The following is a 19190-nucleotide window of genomic DNA, read 5'->3' as shown; positions in this document are numbered from 1 at the left end:
GATCGGAAAATTCCTGAATTCGAGAAGTGAAAGGCAGTTGGCGCCTGACGCGGCAACGCTATATATAGTGGCAACAAGGTGAGGTCAAGCGCAGCACTCTGCGCGACCTGCCGTTATTGCCCTGAAAAAAGACTGGGTTCGGCCTGCACCAAAGCAAAGCGCGGGACCTGCTCGCCGTCAACTTCGACGGACTCCACGAACATGCTCAAGGGACGCACCCAAAAGCCGTAATCGCCATACAGTGCTTGGTAAAACACTACTTGTTCTTCGGTTTCGGAGTGCCGCGCCACACTGAAAACACGGTATTGCGGACCTTTATAATGCTGGTAGAGCCCTGGTTCGACTTTCATGCTGCGGCCCCCTTAGAAAATTCGTAAAAAAAATATTACAAAACGCCAAAAAACAAAAACCGGGGCACTGGGCCCCGGCGTTCCGCCAAGCAACGCTTAGACGCGTTCGAAGACGGTGGAGATGCCTTGGCCAAGACCAATGCACATGGTTGCAACACCCAGGTTGCCGCCATTTTGCTTCATCACGTTAAGCAAAGTACCGGAGATACGTGCACCGGAGCAACCAAACGGATGACCCAGGGCAATTGCGCCGCCGTGCAGGTTAACCTTCTCGTTCATCTTGTCGAGCACTTTCAAATCTTTCAGCACCGGCAGGGCCTGTGCGGCGAAAGCTTCGTTGAGCTCGAAGAAGTCGATATCGGCGATGGTCAGGCCTGCGCGCTTCAAGGCTTTTTGCGTGGCCGGAACCGGACCATAGCCCATGATCGCCGGGTCCACACCCGCCACAGCCATTGAACGAATCACCGCCATCGGCTGGATGCCCAGGTCCTGGGCACGCTGCGCAGACATCACGATCATGCACGAGGCACCGTCGGTGATTTGCGACGACGTACCGGCCGTCACGGTGCCGCCCTTCGGATTGAATGCCGGCTTCAAGGCCGCCAGACTTTCCAGGGTGGTATCCGGACGAATGGTTTCGTCGTAGTCGAACAGTTTGAGGAAACCGTTCTCGTCGTAACCGTTCATCGGGATGATTTCATCCTTGAACTTGCCTTCCACGGTCGCCTTGTGGGCGAGCTGGTGGGAACGCAGGCCAAACGCGTCCTGGGCTTCACGGGTGATGCCGTGCATCTTGCCGAGCATTTCTGCGGTGAGGCCCATCATGCCCGACGCTTTTGCCGCGTACAGCGACATGTGCGGGTTGGGATCGACGCCGTGCATCATGCTCACGTGGCCCATGTGCTCCACGCCGCCGACCACGAATACATCACCGTTACCGGTCATGATCGCCTGCGCGGCGGTGTGCAGCGCGCTCATCGACGAACCGCACAGGCGGCTCACGGTCTGGCCCGCAGCAGTGTGCGGGATCTGGGTCATCAACGACGCCATGCGCGCGATGTTCCAGCCCTGCTCCAGGGTCTGGTTGACGCAGCCCCAGATCACGTCTTCGACTTCGTTGGGGTCGACCTTGACGTTGCGCTCCAGCAATTTGCTGATCAGGTGCGCCGACATGTCCTCGGCGCGGGTGTTGCGGTGCATGCCGCCCTTGGAGCGGCCCATCGGGGTGCGACCGAAGTCGACAATCACGACGTCTCTTGGATTCAAGCTCATAAATAGTCTCGCTCTAATGTCCGGGGGCGCTTAACCGAAGAAGCTCTGGCCATTTTTGGCCATTTCACGCAGCTTGGCGGTCGGGTGGTACAGCGGGCCCAGATCAGCGTATTTGTCAGCCAGGGCAACGAACTCGGCCACACCGATCGAGTCGATGTAACGCAGCGCACCGCCACGGAACGGAGGGAAACCAATACCGTACACCAGGCCCATGTCGGCTTCGGCGGCGGTTTCGACGATGCCGTCTTCCAGGCAGCGCACGGTTTCCAGGCACAGGGCGATCATCATCCAGTTGACGATGTCCTCGTCGGACACCTCACGCTGCTCGTAGATGACCGGCGCCAGCACTTCGTGCACCGACGGGTCGGCCACTTTCTTCTGCTTGCCCTTCTTGTCGGCCTCGTAGGCGTAGAAGCCCTTGCCGTTCTTCTGGCCCAGGCGCTTGGCCTCGTACAGCGCGTCGATCGCCGAACGGCGGTCGTCTTTCATGCGGTCCGGGAAGCCTTCAGCCATCACGTCGCGACCGTGGTGGCCGGTGTCGATGCCGACCACGTCCATCAGGTACGCCGGGCCCATGGGCCAGCCGAACTTTTCCATCACCTTGTCGATGCGCACGAAGTCCACGCCGGCACTGACCAGCTTGGCGAAACCGCCGAAGTAGGGGAACAGCACGCGGTTGACCAGAAAGCCCGGGCAGTCGTTGACCACAATCGGGTTCTTGCCCATTTTCTTGGCGTAGGCCACGGTGGTGGCAACGGCCAGCTCGCTGGACTTCTCGCCACGGATCACTTCCACCAGCGGCATCATGTGCACCGGGTTAAAGAAGTGCATGCCGACGAAGTTTTCCGGGCGCTTGAGGGCCTGAGCCAGCAGCGTGATGGAAATGGTCGAGGTATTGGAGGCCAGGATGGTGTCGTCCTTGACCTGCGCTTCCACTTCGGCCAGTACGGCCTGCTTGACCTTCGGGTTTTCGACGACGGCTTCGACCACCAGATCGACGTGACCGAAGTCACCGTAAGACAGCGTAGGACGAATGCCGTTAAGCACTTCAGCCATTTTCGCCGCGGTCATGCGACCTTTGTCCACGCGGCCGACCAGCAGCTTGGCGGCTTCCGCCAGGCCTTGCTCGATACCGTGCTCGTTGATGTCTTTCATCAGGATCGGCGTGCCCTTGGACGCCGACTGATAGGCGATACCGCCGCCCATGATCCCGGCGCCGAGTACGGCAGCCTGTTTCACGTCTTTGGCGATCTCGTCGTAGGCCTTGGCTTTTTTCTTCAGTTCCTGATCGTTCAGGAACAGGCCGATCAGGCTCTGGGCCGCCGAGGTCTTCGCCAGCTTGACGAAACCGGCCGCTTCCACTTCCAGGGCCTTGTCGCGACCGAAGTTCGCTGCCTTCTGAATGGTCTTGATCGCTTCAACCGGCGCCGGGTAGTTAGGGCCGGCCTGACCCGCCACGAAACCCTTGGCGGTTTCGAACGACATCATTTGCTCGATGGCGTTGAGCTTGAGTTTTTCCAGCTTCGGCTGCCGCTTGGCCTTGTAGTCAAATTCGCCGCTGATGGCGCCCTTGATCAGGTTCAGCGCAGCTTCAGCCAACTTGTCAGGGGCAACCACAGCATCGACGGCACCGACTTTCAGTGCGTCTTCAGCGTTGTTTTCCTTGCCGGCGGCGATCCACTCGATGGCGTTGTCGGCACCGATCAGGCGCGGCAGGCGCACGGTGCCGCCAAAGCCCGGGTAGATGCCCAGCTTGACTTCGGGCAGGCCGACTTTGGCAGTCGCCGACATCACGCGAAAGTCTGCGGCCAGGCACATTTCCAGGCCGCCGCCCAGCGCGATGCCGTTGATCGCGGCAACGGTAGGTACGTTGAGGTCTTCGAAATCGCTGAAAATCTTGTTGGCTTCGAGGTTGCCGGCCACAAGCTCCGCATCGGGAAGCTTGAAGTTGTCGACGAATTCGGTGATGTCAGCGCCGACGATGAACACGTCCTTGCCGCTGGAGACGATCACGCCCTTGACCGAAGCATCCGCTTTGATGGTGTCTACGGCCTGACGCAGTTCGTTCAGGGTTAGACGGTTGAACTTGTTGACGGACTCACCCTTGAGGTCGAATTTCAATTCGACGATGCCACTTTCAAGAGCCTTAACCGTGATGGCTTTACCTTCGTAAATCATCAACTGATCTCCACGATATGGAAGCTGAACAGTACACACTGGACGCTGGCCTAGGGTTGGACATTGAGGTTTTGCTCAATGTTCACGCCCATCCGCCAGGCACACCCGCCAATGCGATAGTCGGGATTATGTATGAAGCATCTGACAGACAAACGCTCAATTCATACGCCCGTTTGATTTGGGTACGCCACCTTCATCCAATTCCGGGCAATTGTCAATCGCTCCAAAGGCCAGGAAAAACACGACTTTCCAGTCATTTCAGGAACCACAACCCTAGCCCCGCACAGAGGGAATATTCAATTATTCACTGAATCAATAATGCAGGGATTATGCAAAAGGGCTGTACAGAACAGGTAAGCCCGCTAGGCTAGCGAGTACCTTACTGCGCCAGGATGAACATCCGACGCGACAAACAGCATTACCGGCCTGCCTGGCCAACTCCAGCCCGATGATGAATGTCGGGCTTTTTATCGCGCGGCTTTCAGGCCAGTGCCTTGAGCAACGCGTCGATGTCTCTGAGTACACTCGCCGCGCCCTTTTCGCCCCAGTAAACGGCGATCATCTGCTTGTCCGCTTCGACCTTGTAGACATTGGCCGGCAGCGTTGCAAAATGCGCCAGCAAGGCCTCCTCCACGCACACCTCGCGCCACTGGTTGACCCACACGCCTGGCTCCAGCTGCCAGTAGCTCCAAAGGGCCGGCGCACTGCCGCGTCGTGGCCGGCAATACTGCGCACAGGGGCTTGGCGGCTCGTGCTTGAGCCAGTGCGGCCACTCCTGCGGCGCCAGTTGCATGGCCAGGCCGATGCGTCGCGCCTCCATGCGCAGGGCCATGCGGCCGCTCTGCTGGCGCGACGGGCGCAGCCACGCCAGGGGGCTTAAAACCACCGCAAGGATTGACACCACTATCCACACCGTCATATGTGTACTCCCGAATTTCTAGATGAGCGGATTTGACCTGACGCAACCCCATCCGCTTGAAAGCAGCCATACTGAACTTATTGCAGTCCCTTGGAGGAACGCCTCATGCCCTACAAACATATTCTGGTCGCTGTCGATCTGACCGAAGAGTGCGATCCGGTGATCAAGCGCGCGCAGGAATCTGCATTGGCCAATGGCGCCATACTGTCGCTGGTGCATATCGTCGAGCCCATGGCCATGGCCTTTGGCGGTGACGTACCGATGGACCTTTCCCAGTTGCAGCAACAACAATTTGACCAGGCCAAGGAGCGCCTGGACCGTTTGATTCTCAAATACCCTCACCTGAAAAAGGACGACTGCCACCTGACATACGGCCAACCGCGCCAGGAAATCCACCACTTGGCCAAGGAAAAGGCGTGCGACTTGATCGTGGTGGGTAGCCATGGTCGTCACGGTTTGGCGTTGTTGCTGGGCTCTACTGCCAATGATGTACTACACGGCGCGCCGTGCGATGTACTGGCCGTCAAGCTGGTAAAAAATTCGTAAGACCGATGGCCCCTCCCATATTTTGAATCGCACTTCATATAAAAAACCCGGTGTTCATCAAATGAACACCGGGTTTTTTATTGCCCAGCAATCACTCAGGCATCCAGCTCGGCCCAACGCTCAACCAGCACTTCCAGCTCCTGGTTCAACGTCTCCAGGGAGGCGATGACCTTGGCGGTGTCTGCCGCCGGGCGCAGGTAGAAACCCGCATCAGCCATTTCTGCTTCGACTGCGGCGATCTGCTGCTCCTTGGCCTCGATCTCTCCCGGCAAGGCTTCCAGCTCGCGCTGCAGCTTGTAGCTGAGTTTCTTCCTGGCCGCCGGCGCTGCGTCCTGCGCGGGCGCAGGTGCGGCCGCCACCGGTGCAACCACGGCGGAGGTCAGGTCGGCCTTGCCGGACTTGCTCTCGGTCACGCCCAGCAGACGCGGCGAGCCGCCCTGGCGCAGCCAGTCCTGATAACCACCGACGTATTCACGCACCTTGCCTTCACCTTCGAAGACCAGCGTGCTGGTGACCACGTTGTCGAGGAATGCCCGGTCGTGACTGACCATCAGTACGGTGCCGTTGAAGGTCAGCAGCACTTCTTCCAGCAGTTCGAGGGTTTCCACGTCGAGGTCGTTGGTCGGTTCATCGAGCACCAGCAGGTTGGCCGGCTTGCTGAACAGCTTGGCCAGCAACAGGCGCGCACGCTCACCGCCGGACAACGCCTTGACCGGCGTGCGCGCACGCTGGGGGCTGAACAGGAAGTCGCCGAGGTAGCTCAGCACGTGGCGGCTCTGGCCGTCGATGTCGATAAAGTCGCGGCCTTCGGCAACGTTGTCGATCACGGTTTTTTCCAGGTCCAACTGGTGACGCAACTGGTCGAAGTAGGCCACGTCGATACGCGTGCCCTCTTCCACCTTGCCGCTGGTCGGTTGCAGGCCATTGAGCATCAGCTTGAGCAAGGTGGTCTTGCCGGTGCCGTTGGCGCCCAGCAGACCGATACGGTCGCCGCGTGCCAGCACCATGGAAAAGTCCTTGATCAGCAACGGACCGCCCGGGTGATGGAAGCTGACGTTCTCCAGCACCATCACCTGCTTGCCCGACTTGTCAGCGGTGTCCAGCTGGATATTGGCCTTGCCGGTACGCTCGCGACGCTCACCACGCTCAACACGCAAGGCCTTGAGTGCGCGCACACGGCCCTCGTTACGGGTGCGGCGCGCCTTGATGCCCTGGCGGATCCAGACTTCTTCCTGGGCCAGCTTCTTGTCGAACAGCGCATTGGCGGTTTCTTCAGCGGACAGCGCAGCCTCTTTGTGCACCAGGAAGCTGGCGTAGTCGCCGTTCCAGTCGATCAGACCACCACGGTCCAGCTCGAGGATGCGCGTGGCCAGGCTCTGCAGGAACGCCCGGTCGTGCGTGATGAACAGCACGGCGCCCTGGAAGTCCTTGATGGCTTCTTCAAGCCAGGCGATAGCGCCGATGTCCAGGTGGTTGGTCGGCTCGTCGAGCAGCAGCAGATCCGGCTCGGACACCAGCGCCTGGGCCAGCAGTACGCGACGACGCCAGCCGCCGGACAACTCGGCGAGGGTCTTGTCGGCCGGCAACTGCAGGCGGCTGAGGGTGCTGTCGACCAGTTGCTGCAAGCGCCAGCCGTCACGGGCTTCCAGCGCCTGCTGCACGTGCATCAGCTTGTCCAGGTCTTCTTCGGTGACGCAGTTCTGCGCCAGGTGATGGTATTGCGCGAGCAACTCGCCCACGCCATCGAGGCCTTCGGCGACCACGTCGAACACTGTCCGTCCGTCGGCCACCGGCAATTCCTGCGGCAATTCGCCAATCTTGAGGCCCGGAGCGCGCCAGACAGAGCCGTCATCGGGCTTCTGATCGCCCTTTACCAGCTTCATCATGCTCGACTTGCCGGTGCCGTTGCGGCCGATGATGCACACCCGCTCACCACGGGCGATCTGCCAGGACACCTTGTCCAACAACGGCATAGCGCCGAAAGCAAGGGACACATCGCTGAATTTGAGCAGGGTCATACACTTCTCCAAAAACCGGGCGCGCATTCTACCTGAGTTGAGGGTGGGATGCGGTCGGCTTTTTCGATGTCGACACGTTCTGTAGGACATTTCCGTCGAACTTGAACGAACCTCCCGGCAAAGCTTTCGCCGGTCGCTGGCAAAAGGCTAAGCTAGGGGCAATCAGTGTCGGCGGTGCCGGTGCTAGTCGTGATTTCTCTGCACGGACGTCTCATGCGCAGTCGCCTTTTCAACTTTTTATCCTGTCTGCTTCTTTCCGCCACCGCCGCCCAATCCGCCCAGGCCGTGGACCTCACCACCCAACGTCAATACTACGATGAAGCCAAACGTGCGCTGGCCAAGGGCGATACCGGCCCCTACATGCAATACAGCCAGGCGCTGGCCGACTATCCGCTGACGCCCTACCTGGCCTATGACGAATTGACCGCGCGCCTTAAAAGCGCGAGCAACGAGGAAATCGAGCAGTTCCTCGCCAAAAACGGCGACCTGCCCCAGGCCAACTGGATGAAGCTACGTTGGTTGCGCTGGCTCGCCGAACGTGGCGACTGGCAGACTTTTGAAAAGTACTACGACACCAAGCTCAATTTCGTTGAGCTGGACTGCCTGCACGGCCAATACCAGCTCACCCACAACCTGAAGGCCGAAGGCTACAAGACCGCCGAAAAGCTGTGGATGACCGGCAAAACCCAACCCTCCGCCTGTGATGTCACCTTCGGCCAGTGGGCGGCAGCCGGGCAACTTACCGAACAGAAAATCTGGGACCGCACCAAGCTCGCCGCCGAAGCGCGTAACTACGCGCTGGCCAATAGCCTGGTGAAAACCCTGCCCACCCTCGGCGCCCAGGGCCGCTTGATGGTGGATGTGGCGCAAAAGCCCGACATGCTCAGCGACCCGTCACGCTTCCTGCCGGCCAACGAGGCCATGTCCGATGCCGTGGGCCTGGGCCTGCGTCGTTTGGCACGCCAGGACCCGGACAAGGCCATGGCCCTGCTCGACGGCTACGCCAGCAGCATGCACTTTTCCCGTGACGAAAAAGTGTCGATCGCCCGCGAAATCGGCCTGACCCTGGCCCGCCGCTATGACCCGCGCGCCCTCGACGTGATGACCCAGTACGACCCCGAACTGCGCGACAACACGGTATCCGAATGGCGCCTGCGCCTGCTGCTGCGCCTGGCACGTTGGGAAGAGGCCTACCAGCTCACCCGCAAACTGCCACAGGACCTGGCCACCACTAACCGCTGGCGCTACTGGCAGGCCCGCAGCCTGGAACTGGCCGAGCCGAAAAATCCGCAAGCCATGGTGCTGTACAAAAACGTCGCCAAGGAACGGGATTTCTACGGTTTCCTCGCCGCCGACCGCTCCAGGTCGCCGTACCAGCTCACCAACAAACCGCTGGTGATGAGCCAGGCGCTGATGAACAAGGTGCGCAATACACCGGGCGTGCGCCGCGCAATGGAGTTCTATGCGCGTGGCCAGATCGTCGACGGGCGCCGCGAGTGGTATCACGTCAGCCGTCACTTCAACCGCGATGAAATGGTCGCCCAGGCCAGGCTGGCCTACGACATGAAATGGTACTTCCCGGCGATCCGCACCATCAGCCAGGCGCAGTACTGGGATGACCTGGACATCCGCTTCCCCATGGCCCACCGCGACACCCTGGTGCGCGAAGCCAAGGTGCGTGGCTTGCATTCGAGCTGGGTGTTCGCCATCACCCGCCAGGAAAGTGCGTTCATGGACGACGCGCGCTCCGGCGTCGGCGCCAGCGGCCTGATGCAACTGATGCCGGGCACCGCCAAGGAGACCGCGCGCAAATTCAGCATCCCCCTGGCCTCACCGGCCCAGGTGCTCGACCCTGACAAGAACATCCAGCTCGGCGCCGCCTACCTGAGCCAGGTGCACAGCCAATTCAACGGCAACCGCGTGCTCGCCTCCGCCGCCTACAACGCCGGCCCAGGCCGCGTACGCCAGTGGCTGCGCGGTGCCGACCACCTGAGTTTCGACGTGTGGGTGGAAAGCATTCCGTTCGACGAAACCCGTCAGTATGTGCAAAACGTGCTGTCTTATTCGGTGATCTACGGACAGAAGCTCAATTCGCCACAGCCGTTGGTGGATTGGCATGAGCGCTATTTCGACGATCAGTAATAGCCAAATGTGAAAGCGCGCTTATCGTGGCGAGCGGGCTTGCCCTAATGCCGTTCAGTTAAGCGCAGATTCCCTATGGCGAGCAGGCTTGTCCTGCGTTGGGCTGCGCAGCAGCCCCAAAGCCAGGCGCTGAGCCGTATCAGGTACACCGCGTTTTGCTTGATGGGGGGCGCTTCGCACCCCAACGCGGGGCAAGCCCGCTCGCCACAGGAGTGTGGCTGCCTGAAACGTGGGGTGTATCCACAAGCGTGGCACTACGTGTCCGCACTGAACTGCAATGCCGCCAAGCGCGCGTACAGCGCATTGCTCGCAATCAACTGCTGGTGCGTGCCCACCGCCACCAGCTTGCCCTGGTCCATCACCGCAATCCGGTCCGCATTCTTTACCGTCGCCAGCCGATGCGCGATCACCAGGGTGGTGCGGCCCTGCATCAGTTGCGGCAGCGCCTGCTGGATCAGGTGTTCGCTCTGGGCGTCGAGGGCGCTGGTGGCTTCGTCCAGCAGCAGGATCGGTGCGTCCACCAGCAGCGCGCGGGCAATGGCCAGGCGTTGGCGCTGGCCACCGGACAGGCCCAGCCCGCTTTCGCCCAGGTGCGTCTGGTAGCCGTCGGGCATTTGCAGGATGAAGTCGTGGGCATGGGCGATACGCGCCGCGGCCTCAACCTGTTCACGGGTGGCGGACGGATTGCCGTAGCGGATGTTGTCTTCGACGCTGCCGAAAAACAGCGCCGGGTTCTGTGAAACAAGCGCGAAGTGGCGGCGCAGGTCCAGAGGGTCGAGTTCGGTCAGCGCGTGGCCTTCAAGCGAAATGCGACCGTGCTGCGGGTCGTAGAAACGCAGCAGCAGGTCGAACAGCGTCGACTTGCCCGCGCCGGAGGGGCCGACCAGTGCCAGGGTTTCGCCGGGGTTGATGCTCAGGCTCAAGCCGTCGATGGCGTAAGTGTCCGGGCGCGACGGGTAGGCAAAGCGCAGGTCCTGCAATTCCAGGCGCCCGCTGACACGCTCCGGCAAGCGCACCGTGCCCTCCACCGGGGCTTTAATTTCGTTGCTCGACTGCAACAACTCACCGATGCGCTCGGCCGCACCGGCGGCGCGCTGCAGCTCACCGAGCACTTCGCTCAGGGTGCCGACGGCGCTGCCGACAATCAGGCTGTAAAACACGAACGCCGCCAGCTCGCCCCCGGAAATGCGCCCGTTGATCACGTCCATGCCGCCCACCCACAGCATCACGCCCACGGCACCGAGCACCAGCATGATCACCAGGGTAATCAGCCAGGCACGCTGGGCGATGCGTTTGCGCGCGGTGGCGAAAGCCTCTTCCACGGTCACGGCGAAGCGCTGCTCGTCCTGCACCTGGTGGTTGTAGGCCTGCACCGTCTTGATCTGGCCGAGGGTCTCGGACACGTAGCTGCCCACATCGGCAATGCGGTCCTGGCTCTGCCGCGAGAGGCTGCGTACACGCCGCCCGAAAATCAGGATCGGCGCCAGCACCAGCGGCAGCGCCACCACCACGATGCTGGTGAGCTTGGGGTTGGTGACAAACAGCAGCACGATGCCGCCGATGACCATCAGCGCATTGCGCAAAAACAGCGAGAGCGACGAGCCGATCACCGATTGCAGCAAGGTGGTGTCGGTGGTCAGGCGCGACTGGATTTCCGAGCTGCGGTTGTTCTCATAGAAGCCTGGGTGCAGGTAGATCAGGTGGTTGAACACCTGCCGGCGAATGTCCGCCACCACCCGCTCGCCGATCCACGACACCAGGTAGAACCGCGCAAATGTGCCCACTGCCAGGCCCAGCACCAGCAGCATGAACAGGCCGATGGACTGATTGAGCAGGTGCGGGGATTGCGTCATGAAACCCTGGTCCACCAACAGGCGAATACCCTGCCCCATGGATAAGGTGATGCCGGCGGTAACGATCAGCGCCAGCAAGGCACCGAGCGCCTGCCAGCGATAGGGCGCGATAAAGCGACTGGCCAGGCGAATCGCACGGCGTTGACGGACTGAGAACATGAGGGCATTACCGATGGGGAACCTGTACTCAACATTGGGGGAACTTGGGCGAATAACAATGAGTCAGGTTAATTATGCCCAGCGAACCGGGCTCCTAGAGGCTATCGGTCTAACGCGCGACTGGAAATCCATGGTGGTTTCTGGTGCACTTGTCGTTCGAACCGGTGAGTGTGCAGGGAGTTGTCACAGCGCGGTCACGCGGGGGTTTTAGAATAGGGACACAACCTGATGAGGAGACAGGCCATGACCTTGCAAAACAGCAGCAATGCCAAGATTGAAGTGATCCGCCAACCGCAGCAGTTGCCTTGCTCGTATATCGACGCCAAGGGCCGCGAAGTACAGATTACCGAAGAGATGATCCAGCAAGCCTGCAGCGAACTGGAGCAGCGATTGGTCAAGCCTGCCCAATGAGGCGAGCGCCAACGCTCTTGTAAACCCGGCCTTGATGGCCGGGTTTTTTATGGGCGCTTAAACGACCTCGGCGCCCAACGCGCGCGCAATGTTCGACAGCACCGGCGACTGGCCATTGATCCGCACCTTCAAGCCATCGATTTCGCGGCGCTCGGGGTAATGCTTGCGCAGCAGGTCGAAGGCCTTGCGCTGCTCCTGCACGGTTCCCACCAGGCTGCGGCGGAAATCCGCATCATCGCGCCGCGGGTCGTACACGCTGCGGCACAGCGTGGCCAGTGCCCAGGCCGGGTCGGTGGATGCATTCAACTGCACCTCGGCCAACCACGGCTGCGGCAGCAGGTCACTCAGGGCAATGCCGGGCGCCTGGCCAAGGTACGCGCACAACGCCTGATAGATCTGCGCCGTACCGCGCTGCTTGCCGTCCAGGCTGTAGCCGGCGATATGCGGCGTCGCCAGTACACAGAGGTCGGCCAGGTCGACGTCCACTTCCGGTTCGCCCTCCCACACATCCAGCACGGCCTGCAGGTCTTCACGCTCCAGCAGCACCTCGCGCAGGGCAGCGTTGTGCACCACGGGGCCGCGGCTGGCGTTGATCAGCCAGGTGCCGGGTTTGAGCTGCCGCAGACGCTCGCGATCGAACAGGCGCCAGGTTGCACCATTGCCGGACTTGATCAGCGGCGTGTGCAGGCTGATCACATCGCACTGCTCGATGATCTGGTCCAGGCTCACGTAGTCTGCGTCTTCGGCGATCTGCCGTGGCGGGTCGCACACCAGCACGTTCCAGCCCAGCCCCTTGAGCACCTTGAGCAACCGCCCGCCCACTTCACCGGCACCGACGATGCCGTAGGTGCGCTGGGCGAGGTCGGCGCCTTCGATTTCAGCCAGGGTCTGCAGGCTGCCGAGCACGTAGTCCACCACGCCGCGCGCGTTGCAACCGGGGGCGCTGGACCAGTGAATGCCGGCCTGCTGGAAGTAGTCGAGGTCCAGGTGATCGGTGCCGATGGTGCAGGTGCCGACGAACTTGACGTGGCTGCCCTCGAGCAAGGCCCGATTGACGTTAGTCACCGAGCGCACCAGCAGCACATCGGCCTGCCCGACCGTGGCGCGGTCGATGGCGCGGCCGGGCACGCGGCGAATCTCACCAAAGCCCTGGAAAAACTCATCGATCAGCGGAATATTCTCGTCGGCAACAATCAGCATGGCGGGGCTCCTTTGGCGGAACGGCAGTGTACAGGCTTGCGATCTGACTCACACTGAAGAACCCCTCCCACCTCAGGCCGACGCCGTTTACAAATCCCCAACACAGGTTTTTTCCTGACCATTGCGTCAACGCGTAGAATCCGCGGTCCTTGCGCTTTGCCTTTGATTGGACATCTGTACGTGAACACTGCCACCGCCCCTCTCACCCGCCCCGCCCGCATCCGCCGGGAAGTGCGCGGCCTGCTGACGCTTGCCCTGCCGATCATGATCGGTCAACTGGCCACCACCGCGATGAGCTTCGTCGACGCGGTGATGGCCGGGCGGGTCAGCCCTGAGGACCTGGCGGCGGTGGGCCTGGGCAACTCGATCTGGATTCCGGTGTACCTGCTGATGACCGGCACCCTGCTGGCCACCACGCCCAAAGTCGCCCAGCGTTACGGCGCGGGCCAGTTCAGCGAGATCGGGCCGCTGGTGCGTCAGTCCCTGTGGCTGGCGGTGGTGGTCGGTCTGTGCGGCGCGCTGTTGCTGCTGTGCGCCGAGCCGGTGCTGCAGGCGATGAAGGTTGAGCCCGACCTGATCGCGCCCTCCATGGGCTACCTGCATGGCATCGCCGCCGGCATGCCGGCGATTGCGCTGTATTACGTGCTGCGCTGTTTCAGTGACGGCCTGGGCCGCACCCGGCCGAGCATGGTCATGGGCCTGTGCGGCCTGGCGCTGAACATCCCGCTGAACTACATCTTCATTTACGGCCACTTCGGTGTGCCGGCCATGGGCGGCGTGGGCTGCGGCTGGGCCACGGCGATTGCAATGTGGGTGATGATGCTCGGCCTGGCCTGTTGGACTCGCTGGGGCGCGGCCTACCAGAGCAGCGAACTGTTCAAGCGTTTCGACTGGCCGCAATGGGCGGTGATCAAACGCGTGCTGGGCATTGGCCTGCCGATTGGCGTGGCGATCTTTGCCGAGTCGAGCATTTTTGCCGTGATCGCCCTGTTGCTCGGCAGCCTTGGCGCCACCGTGGTGTCGGGCCATCAGATCGCGCTGAACGTCAGCTCGCTGGTGTTCATGATCCCCTACTCCCTGAGCATGGCCGTGACCGTGCGCGTCGGCCAGGCCCTGGGCCGTGGCGAACCCCGTGAGGCGCGCTTTGCCGCCGGAGTCGGCATGGGCACGGCGCTGGCCTATGCCTGCCTGTCCTGCAGCCTGATGCTGCTGTTTCGCGAGCAGATCGCGGCGATCTATACGCCGGACCCGGTGGTGATCCACCTCGCCTCGACGCTGATCGTGTTTTCCGCGCTGTTCCAGTTTTCGGACTCGATCCAGGTCACCGCCGCCGGTGCGTTGCGCGGTTACCAGGACACCCGGGTGACCATGGTGCTGACCTTGTTCGCCTATTGGGGCGTGGGCCTGCCGGTGGGCTACGCCCTGGGGCTCACCGACTGGCTGGGCGCAGCCAGCGGCCCGAGCGGCTTGTGGCAAGGCCTGATCGTCGGCTTGAGTTGCGCCGCAGGCATGTTGCTGGTGCGCCTGGCGCGCAGTGCACGCCGACGTATTCACGCCGGTAAGGCGCGGGTTTAATCGACTTTCTTGCGAATCCAGTACAGGTAGGTGCCGGCCTCTTCTTTCTGTTCAACCAGTTCGTGGTCCAGGAACACACAGAACTTGGGAATATCGCGACGGGTGGAAGGGTCGGTCGCGATCACCTTGAGCAGGCCGCCTGGCGCCAGGTCACGGATGTGCTGGTGCAGCATCATCACCGGCTCCGGGCAGTTGAGGCCGGTGGCGTCGAGGGTGCCGTCAATGGGTAATTCACTCATACATCACTCCTGAAACACACCCGCTCCAGTGTGGGAGCGGGTTTGCCCGCGATGACGGGGGCACATTCAACATAATTTCGACAGCTATACCGCTATCGCGGGCAAGCCCGCTCCCTCAGGGGCGGTCAGTGTCTCTTGGGTTTCCTTGCAGACTCAAGCCGACGCAGGTGGCAGGTCACCTCCTCCCGGTCGTGATACAGCTGCTTGCAGCCAATCTCCACACGAATACCGCGCGCCTTGAAGCCCTCTTCGATCCGCTCCAGCAGGCGTTTGACCTCGGCATAACGCTGCTTCATCGGCAGCTTCAGGTTCACCACCGCCTCGTGGCAATGGCCTTCGCCGATCCAGGTTTCCAGCAGCGCGGCATTGCGCGCCGGTTTCTCGACAATGTCACACACCATCCAGTCCACCGGCTGTTTTGGCACGAAGGTGAAACCGTCGGCCATCAAGTGCTGCACCAGGCCCGTGTCCATCAGGCTTTCGGCCATGGGGCCGTTGTCGATGGCGGTCACCAGCATGCCCCGGTTGACCAGTTGCCAGGTCCAGCCGCCGGGGGCGGCGCCGAGGTCGACACCGGTCATGTCGCCGTGCAGGCGCTCGTCCCACTGGTCGCGGGGGATAAAGTGATGCCAGGCCTCTTCCAGCTTCAGGGTCGAGCGGCTGGGCGCGTCACGCGGGAATTTCAGACGCGGGATGCCCATCGGCCACATCGCCGAATTGTTCGACTCGGCCAGACCCATGAACACTTCGCGGCCACTTTTGAAGGTCAGCAGCAGGCGTGGCTTGCTCGGGTCGTCCACCAGCTTGCCGGCATTGAGCAGGGCCTTGCGCAGGTGCACTTCGAATTTTTTGCAGAAGTTCGACAGCTCCTTGCCGTCGTTGGTGTCAACCATCTCCAGCCACAGGCTGCCGCACACCGGGAATGGATGCAGGTGCGCGAGGATCACGCTGATGCGGTCGGTTTCCGGCAGGTCGATGAACACCCCGCGCGCCCACTGCCGGGGGAAGATCAATTCGGCGAAGCGCTGGCCGTGCATCAGGCGCTGGGCGCCGTCGTCCTCGGTGCAGACGAACTCGGCGCAGGCGCTGCCGGTCTTGGCCTTGGCGTAACCGGAAACGTTAAGGCGCGCGGCATGCTCGGCGATCTCGGAGCAGACTTCGCCCTCGAAACCTGGACGGCAGTGCATAAAAAGGGTGTTCATTGAATCTCCTGGCACCGGCTTGCTGTCGTGCAAGGCCTGTCATGAAAACGCGCGCATGATAGCCGAGTTCGGAACCTTGGACTTCACCCGGCAGTCCAGTTATTAGCCTGCTACTCAAAACAGGGCTAAGTTAAACGCTCTGTTCGTCCCGCCAGGTCCGTAGCCGTGCGGACCATAAGGAGTCGTGTCATGTCATCCCTTGATAGCCTGAGAACCCTTAAGACCCTGCAAATCGACAACAAGACCTACCACTATTTCAGCCTGCCCGAGGCCGCCAAGAGCCTGGGCGACCTGGACAAGCTGCCGATGTCGCTCAAAGTGCTGCTGGAAAACCTGCTGCGCTGGGAAGACGACAAGACCGTCACCGGCGCCGACCTCAAGGCCATCGCCGCCTGGCTCAAAGAGCGCCAGTCCGACCGCGAGATCCAGTACCGCCCCGCCCGCGTCCTGATGCAGGATTTTACCGGCGTACCTGCCGTGGTCGACCTCGCCGCCATGCGCGCCGCCGTGGCCAAGGCCGGTGGCGACCCGCAGCGCATCAACCCGTTGTCCCCCGTGGACCTGGTCATTGACCACTCTGTGATGGTCGACAAGTTCGGCAACGCCGACGCCTTCGAGCAGAACGTCGACATCGAGATGCAGCGCAACGGCGAACGCTACGCCTTCCTGCGCTGGGGCCAGAGCGCCTTCGACAACTTCAGCGTGGTGCCACCGGGCACCGGCATCTGCCACCAGGTCAACCTCGAATACCTGGGCCGCACCGTGTGGACCAAGGACGAAGACGGCCGCACTTACGCCTTCCCCGACACCCTGGTGGGCACCGACTCCCACACCACCATGATCAACGGCCTGGGCGTGCTCGGCTGGGGCGTGGGCGGTATTGAAGCGGAAGCGGCCATGCTCGGCCAGCCGGTGTCGATGCTGATCCCGGAAGTGATCGGCTTCAAGCTCACCGGCAAATTGAAAGAAGGCATTACCGCCACCGACCTGGTGCTGACCGTCACCCAGATGCTGCGCAAAAAAGGCGTGGTGGGTAAATTCGTCGAATTCTACGGCGATGGCCTGGCTGACCTGCCGCTGGCCGACCGCGCCACCATCGCCAACATGGCCCCGGAATACGGCGCCACCTGCGGGTTTTTCCCGGTGGACGACGTGACGCTGGACTACCTGCGCCTGTCCGGTCGCCCCAGCGAAACCGTGAAACTGGTGGAGGCCTACACCAAGGCCCAGGGCCTGTGGCGTAACGCAGGGCAAGAGCCGGTGTTCACCGACAGCCTGGCGCTGGACATGGGCAGCGTCGAAGCCAGCCTGGCCGGGCCGAAGCGCCCACAGGACCGCGTGGCGCTGCCGAATGTGGGCCAGGCGTTCAGCGATTTTCTCGACCTGCAATTCAAGCCGACCAACAAGGAAGAAGGCCGCCTTGAAAGCGAAGGCGGCGGTGGCGTGGCCGTGGGCAATGCAGACCTGGTGGGCGAGGCCGACTACGAATACGAAGGCACCACCTATCGCCTGAAAAACGGCGCGGTGGTGATCGCCGCCATCACGTCCTGCACCAACACCTCCAACCCCAGCGTGATGATGGCTGCCGGGCTGGTGGCAAAAAAGGCCGTGGAAAAGGGCCTGACCCGCAAGCCGTGGGTCAAGACCTCCCTGGCGCCGGGCTCCAAGGTGGTCACCGACTATTACCACGCCGCAGGCCTCACCCAGTACCTGGATAAACTCGGTTTCGACCTGGTGGGCTACGGCTGCACCACCTGCATCGGCAACTCCGGGCCGCTGCCCGAGCCGATTGAAAAAGCCATCCAGACCGCCGACCTCGCCGTGGCCTCGGTGCTGTCCGGCAATCGCAACTTCGAGGGCCGCGTGCACCCGCTGGTCAAAACCAACTGGCTGGCCTCGCCGCCCCTGGTGGTGGCCTATGCGCTGGCCGGCACCGTACGTATCGATATCAGCAGCGAGCCGCTGGGTAACGATAAGGACGGCAATCCGGTGTACCTGAAAGACATCTGGCCGAGCAGCAAAGAGATCGCCGACGCCGTGGCACAAGTCACCACGGGCATGTTCCACAAGGAATACGCCGAAGTGTTCGCCGGTGACGAGCAATGGCAGGCAATCGAGGTGCCCCAGGCCGCTACCTACGTGTGGCAGCAGGACTCCACCTATATTCAGCACCCGCCGTTCTTCGACGACATTGCCGGCCCCCTGCCGGTGATCAAGGACGTCACGGGCGCCAACGTGCTGGCGCTGCTGGGCGACTCGGTGACCACCGACCACATCTCGCCTGCCGGCAACATCAAGGTCGACAGCCCCGCCGGGCGCTACCTGCAAGAGCAAGGCGTGGAACCGCGCGACTTCAACTCCTACGGCTCACGCCGGGGCAACCATGAAGTGATGATGCGCGGCACCTTTGCCAATATCCGCATCCGCAACGAAATGCTCGGCGGCGAAGAAGGCGGCAATACGCTGTACATCCCCACCGGCGAGCGCATGGCGATCTACGACGCAGCGATGAAATACCAGGCCGCAGGCACGCCGCTGGTGGTGATCGCCGGCCAGGAATACGGCACCGGCTCCAGCCGCGACTGGGCGGCCAAGGGCACCAACCTGCTGGGCGTCAAGGCAGTCATTGCCGAAAGCTTCGAACGGATTCACCGCTCCAATCTGGTGGGCATGGGTGTGTTGCCGTTGCAGTTCAAGCTGGATCAGAACCGCAAATCGCTCAAACTCACCGGCAAGGAGAAAATCGACATCCTCGGCCTCACCGACGTGGAGATCGTGCCGCGCATGAACCTGACGCTGGTGATTACGCGGGAGGATGGCAGCAGCGAGAAAGTGGAAGTGCTGTGCCGGATCGATACGCTCAATGAAGTGGAATACTTCAAGGCCGGTGGCATCCTGCACTACGTGCTGCGCCAGTTGATCGCCTCATAAGCAACACTGGAGATGCAAAGGTGGGAGGGGGCTTGCTCCCGATGAGGGTGGGTCAGTCAGCTTGTTTGTAGCTGACCCACTGCCATCGGGAGCAAGCCCCCTCCCACATTTGATCTCCATTTGTCTGATACATATCACACCGCTTTGCTTTGGCTTTTGATCTTGATCTTGATCTTGATCTTGATCTCAGGCGCC

At 61.8% G+C, this 19190-nt stretch carries 14 protein-coding genes; 5 read left to right on the top strand and 9 right to left on the bottom strand.

Translation table 11 applies throughout. From position 1 onward, the window contains the following. Positions 1 to 113: 113 nt before the first annotated feature. From JOE32_RS24540 to JOE32_RS24525, 4 genes are all read right to left on the bottom strand, one after another. A complete protein-coding gene (locus tag JOE32_RS24540; RefSeq protein ID WP_057009560.1) occupies positions 114 to 350 on the bottom strand; it encodes a DUF1653 domain-containing protein in 237 nt (78 codons plus the stop codon). A 96-nt stretch (positions 351 to 446) separates the two neighbouring features. Continuing rightward, the gene (gene fadA, locus JOE32_RS24535) at positions 447 to 1622 is read right to left on the bottom strand and encodes an acetyl-CoA C-acyltransferase FadA (RefSeq protein ID WP_003234046.1); all 1176 of its coding nucleotides are present in this window, start codon (positions 1620 to 1622) and stop codon (positions 447 to 449) included. Positions 1623 to 1652: 30 nt separating this feature from the next. Beyond that, positions 1653 to 3800, bottom strand: coding sequence for a fatty acid oxidation complex subunit alpha FadB (fadB, locus tag JOE32_RS24530; RefSeq protein ID WP_209990103.1), 2148 nt, complete (start codon positions 3798 to 3800; stop codon positions 1653 to 1655). Between the two features lie 481 nt (positions 3801 to 4281). Continuing rightward, complete coding sequence (locus JOE32_RS24525; protein WP_209990100.1) at positions 4282 to 4719, bottom strand: hypothetical protein; 438 nt, start codon at positions 4717 to 4719, stop codon at positions 4282 to 4284. A gap of 105 nt (positions 4720 to 4824) precedes the next feature. Between JOE32_RS24525 and JOE32_RS24520 the strand changes: the two genes are divergently transcribed. Further along, the gene (locus tag JOE32_RS24520; RefSeq protein WP_209990097.1) at positions 4825 to 5265 is read left to right on the top strand and encodes a universal stress protein; all 441 of its coding nucleotides are present in this window, start codon (positions 4825 to 4827) and stop codon (positions 5263 to 5265) included. 95 nt (positions 5266 to 5360) lie between these two features. Here JOE32_RS24520 and JOE32_RS24515 read toward each other — a convergent pair whose 3' ends face one another. After that, positions 5361 to 7283 carry an ATP-binding cassette domain-containing protein gene (locus tag JOE32_RS24515; RefSeq protein WP_209990093.1) on the bottom strand — a complete coding sequence of 641 codons (1923 nt, stop codon included), beginning with the start codon at positions 7281 to 7283 and terminating at the stop codon, positions 5361 to 5363. A 213-nt stretch (positions 7284 to 7496) separates the two neighbouring features. Here JOE32_RS24515 and JOE32_RS24510 point away from each other — a divergent pair, with 213 nt between their 5' ends. Next, on the top strand, positions 7497 to 9425 hold the full coding sequence (locus JOE32_RS24510; protein WP_209990091.1) for a transglycosylase SLT domain-containing protein: 1929 nt from the start codon (positions 7497 to 7499) through the stop codon (positions 9423 to 9425). Between the two features lie 254 nt (positions 9426 to 9679). Here the strand turns inward: JOE32_RS24510 and JOE32_RS24505 are convergent, their stop codons facing one another. Continuing rightward, entirely contained in the window at positions 9680 to 11437 is a 1758-nt protein-coding gene (locus JOE32_RS24505) for an ABC transporter transmembrane domain-containing protein (protein WP_209990088.1), read from the bottom strand. A gap of 243 nt (positions 11438 to 11680) precedes the next feature. On the opposite strand from JOE32_RS24505, the gene JOE32_RS24500 reads away from it, so the two are divergent. Then, a complete protein-coding gene (locus JOE32_RS24500; protein ID WP_209990085.1) occupies positions 11681 to 11848 on the top strand; it encodes a PA1571 family protein in 168 nt (55 codons plus the stop codon). 57 nt (positions 11849 to 11905) lie between these two features. Here the strand turns inward: JOE32_RS24500 and pdxB are convergent, their stop codons facing one another. After that, positions 11906 to 13048: a 4-phosphoerythronate dehydrogenase PdxB gene (pdxB, locus tag JOE32_RS24495; protein WP_209990081.1), complete on the bottom strand. Its 1143-nt coding sequence runs from the start codon at positions 13046 to 13048 to the stop codon at positions 11906 to 11908. Between the two features lie 180 nt (positions 13049 to 13228). On the opposite strand from pdxB, the gene JOE32_RS24490 reads away from it, so the two are divergent. Next, positions 13229 to 14623: an MATE family efflux transporter gene (locus tag JOE32_RS24490; RefSeq protein ID WP_209990078.1), complete on the top strand. Its 1395-nt coding sequence runs from the start codon at positions 13229 to 13231 to the stop codon at positions 14621 to 14623. Here JOE32_RS24490 and tusA read toward each other — a convergent pair. Together tusA and rlmM are read right to left on the bottom strand one after the other, a co-directional pair. Continuing rightward, the gene (tusA, locus tag JOE32_RS24485; RefSeq protein ID WP_209990075.1) at positions 14620 to 14862 is read right to left on the bottom strand and encodes a sulfurtransferase TusA; all 243 of its coding nucleotides are present in this window, start codon (positions 14860 to 14862) and stop codon (positions 14620 to 14622) included. The two genes, JOE32_RS24490 and tusA, sit on opposite strands and share 4 nt — an antisense overlap. 125 nt (positions 14863 to 14987) lie before the next feature. Then, positions 14988 to 16064: a 23S rRNA (cytidine(2498)-2'-O)-methyltransferase RlmM gene (rlmM, locus tag JOE32_RS24480; RefSeq protein ID WP_209990070.1), complete on the bottom strand. Its 1077-nt coding sequence runs from the start codon at positions 16062 to 16064 to the stop codon at positions 14988 to 14990. Positions 16065 to 16253: 189 nt separating this feature from the next. On the opposite strand from rlmM, the gene acnA reads away from it, so the two are divergent. Then, positions 16254 to 18995: an aconitate hydratase AcnA gene (gene acnA, locus JOE32_RS24475; RefSeq protein ID WP_209990067.1), complete on the top strand. Its 2742-nt coding sequence runs from the start codon at positions 16254 to 16256 to the stop codon at positions 18993 to 18995. Positions 18996 to 19190 lie beyond the last annotated feature (195 nt).

It is taken from the genome of Pseudomonas sp. PvP025 (genome assembly GCF_017832155.1).
Taxonomy (GTDB): domain Bacteria; phylum Pseudomonadota; class Gammaproteobacteria; order Pseudomonadales; family Pseudomonadaceae; genus Aquipseudomonas.
Note: the sequence above shows the minus strand (reverse complement) of the source record. Positions and strands in the feature narration are given on the sequence as shown.

Excerpts from the sequence above, each read along its gene's own strand:
- JOE32_RS24500 (WP_209990085.1), top strand. The coding sequence starts at position 11,681 with ATGACCTTGCAAAACAGCAGCAATGCCAAGATTGAAGTGATCCGCCAA.
- JOE32_RS24520 (WP_209990097.1), top strand. The coding sequence starts at position 4,825 with ATGCCCTACAAACATATTCTGGTCGCTGTCGATCTGACCGAAGAGTGC.
- JOE32_RS24525 (WP_209990100.1), bottom strand. The coding sequence starts at position 4,719 with ATGACGGTGTGGATAGTGGTGTCAATCCTTGCGGTGGTTTTAAGCCCC.
- fadA (WP_003234046.1), bottom strand. The coding sequence starts at position 1,622 with ATGAGCTTGAATCCAAGAGACGTCGTGATTGTCGACTTCGGTCGCACC.
- pdxB (WP_209990081.1), bottom strand. The coding sequence starts at position 13,048 with ATGCTGATTGTTGCCGACGAGAATATTCCGCTGATCGATGAGTTTTTC.
- rlmM (WP_209990070.1), bottom strand. The coding sequence starts at position 16,064 with ATGAACACCCTTTTTATGCACTGCCGTCCAGGTTTCGAGGGCGAAGTC.
- JOE32_RS24515 (WP_209990093.1), bottom strand. The coding sequence starts at position 7,283 with ATGACCCTGCTCAAATTCAGCGATGTGTCCCTTGCTTTCGGCGCTATG.
- acnA (WP_209990067.1), top strand. The coding sequence starts at position 16,254 with ATGTCATCCCTTGATAGCCTGAGAACCCTTAAGACCCTGCAAATCGAC.
- tusA (WP_209990075.1), bottom strand. The coding sequence starts at position 14,862 with ATGAGTGAATTACCCATTGACGGCACCCTCGACGCCACCGGCCTCAAC.
- JOE32_RS24540 (WP_057009560.1), bottom strand. The coding sequence starts at position 350 with ATGAAAGTCGAACCAGGGCTCTACCAGCATTATAAAGGTCCGCAATAC.
- fadB (WP_209990103.1), bottom strand. The coding sequence starts at position 3,800 with ATGATTTACGAAGGTAAAGCCATCACGGTTAAGGCTCTTGAAAGTGGC.
- JOE32_RS24510 (WP_209990091.1), top strand. The coding sequence starts at position 7,497 with ATGCGCAGTCGCCTTTTCAACTTTTTATCCTGTCTGCTTCTTTCCGCC.
- JOE32_RS24505 (WP_209990088.1), bottom strand. The coding sequence starts at position 11,437 with ATGTTCTCAGTCCGTCAACGCCGTGCGATTCGCCTGGCCAGTCGCTTT.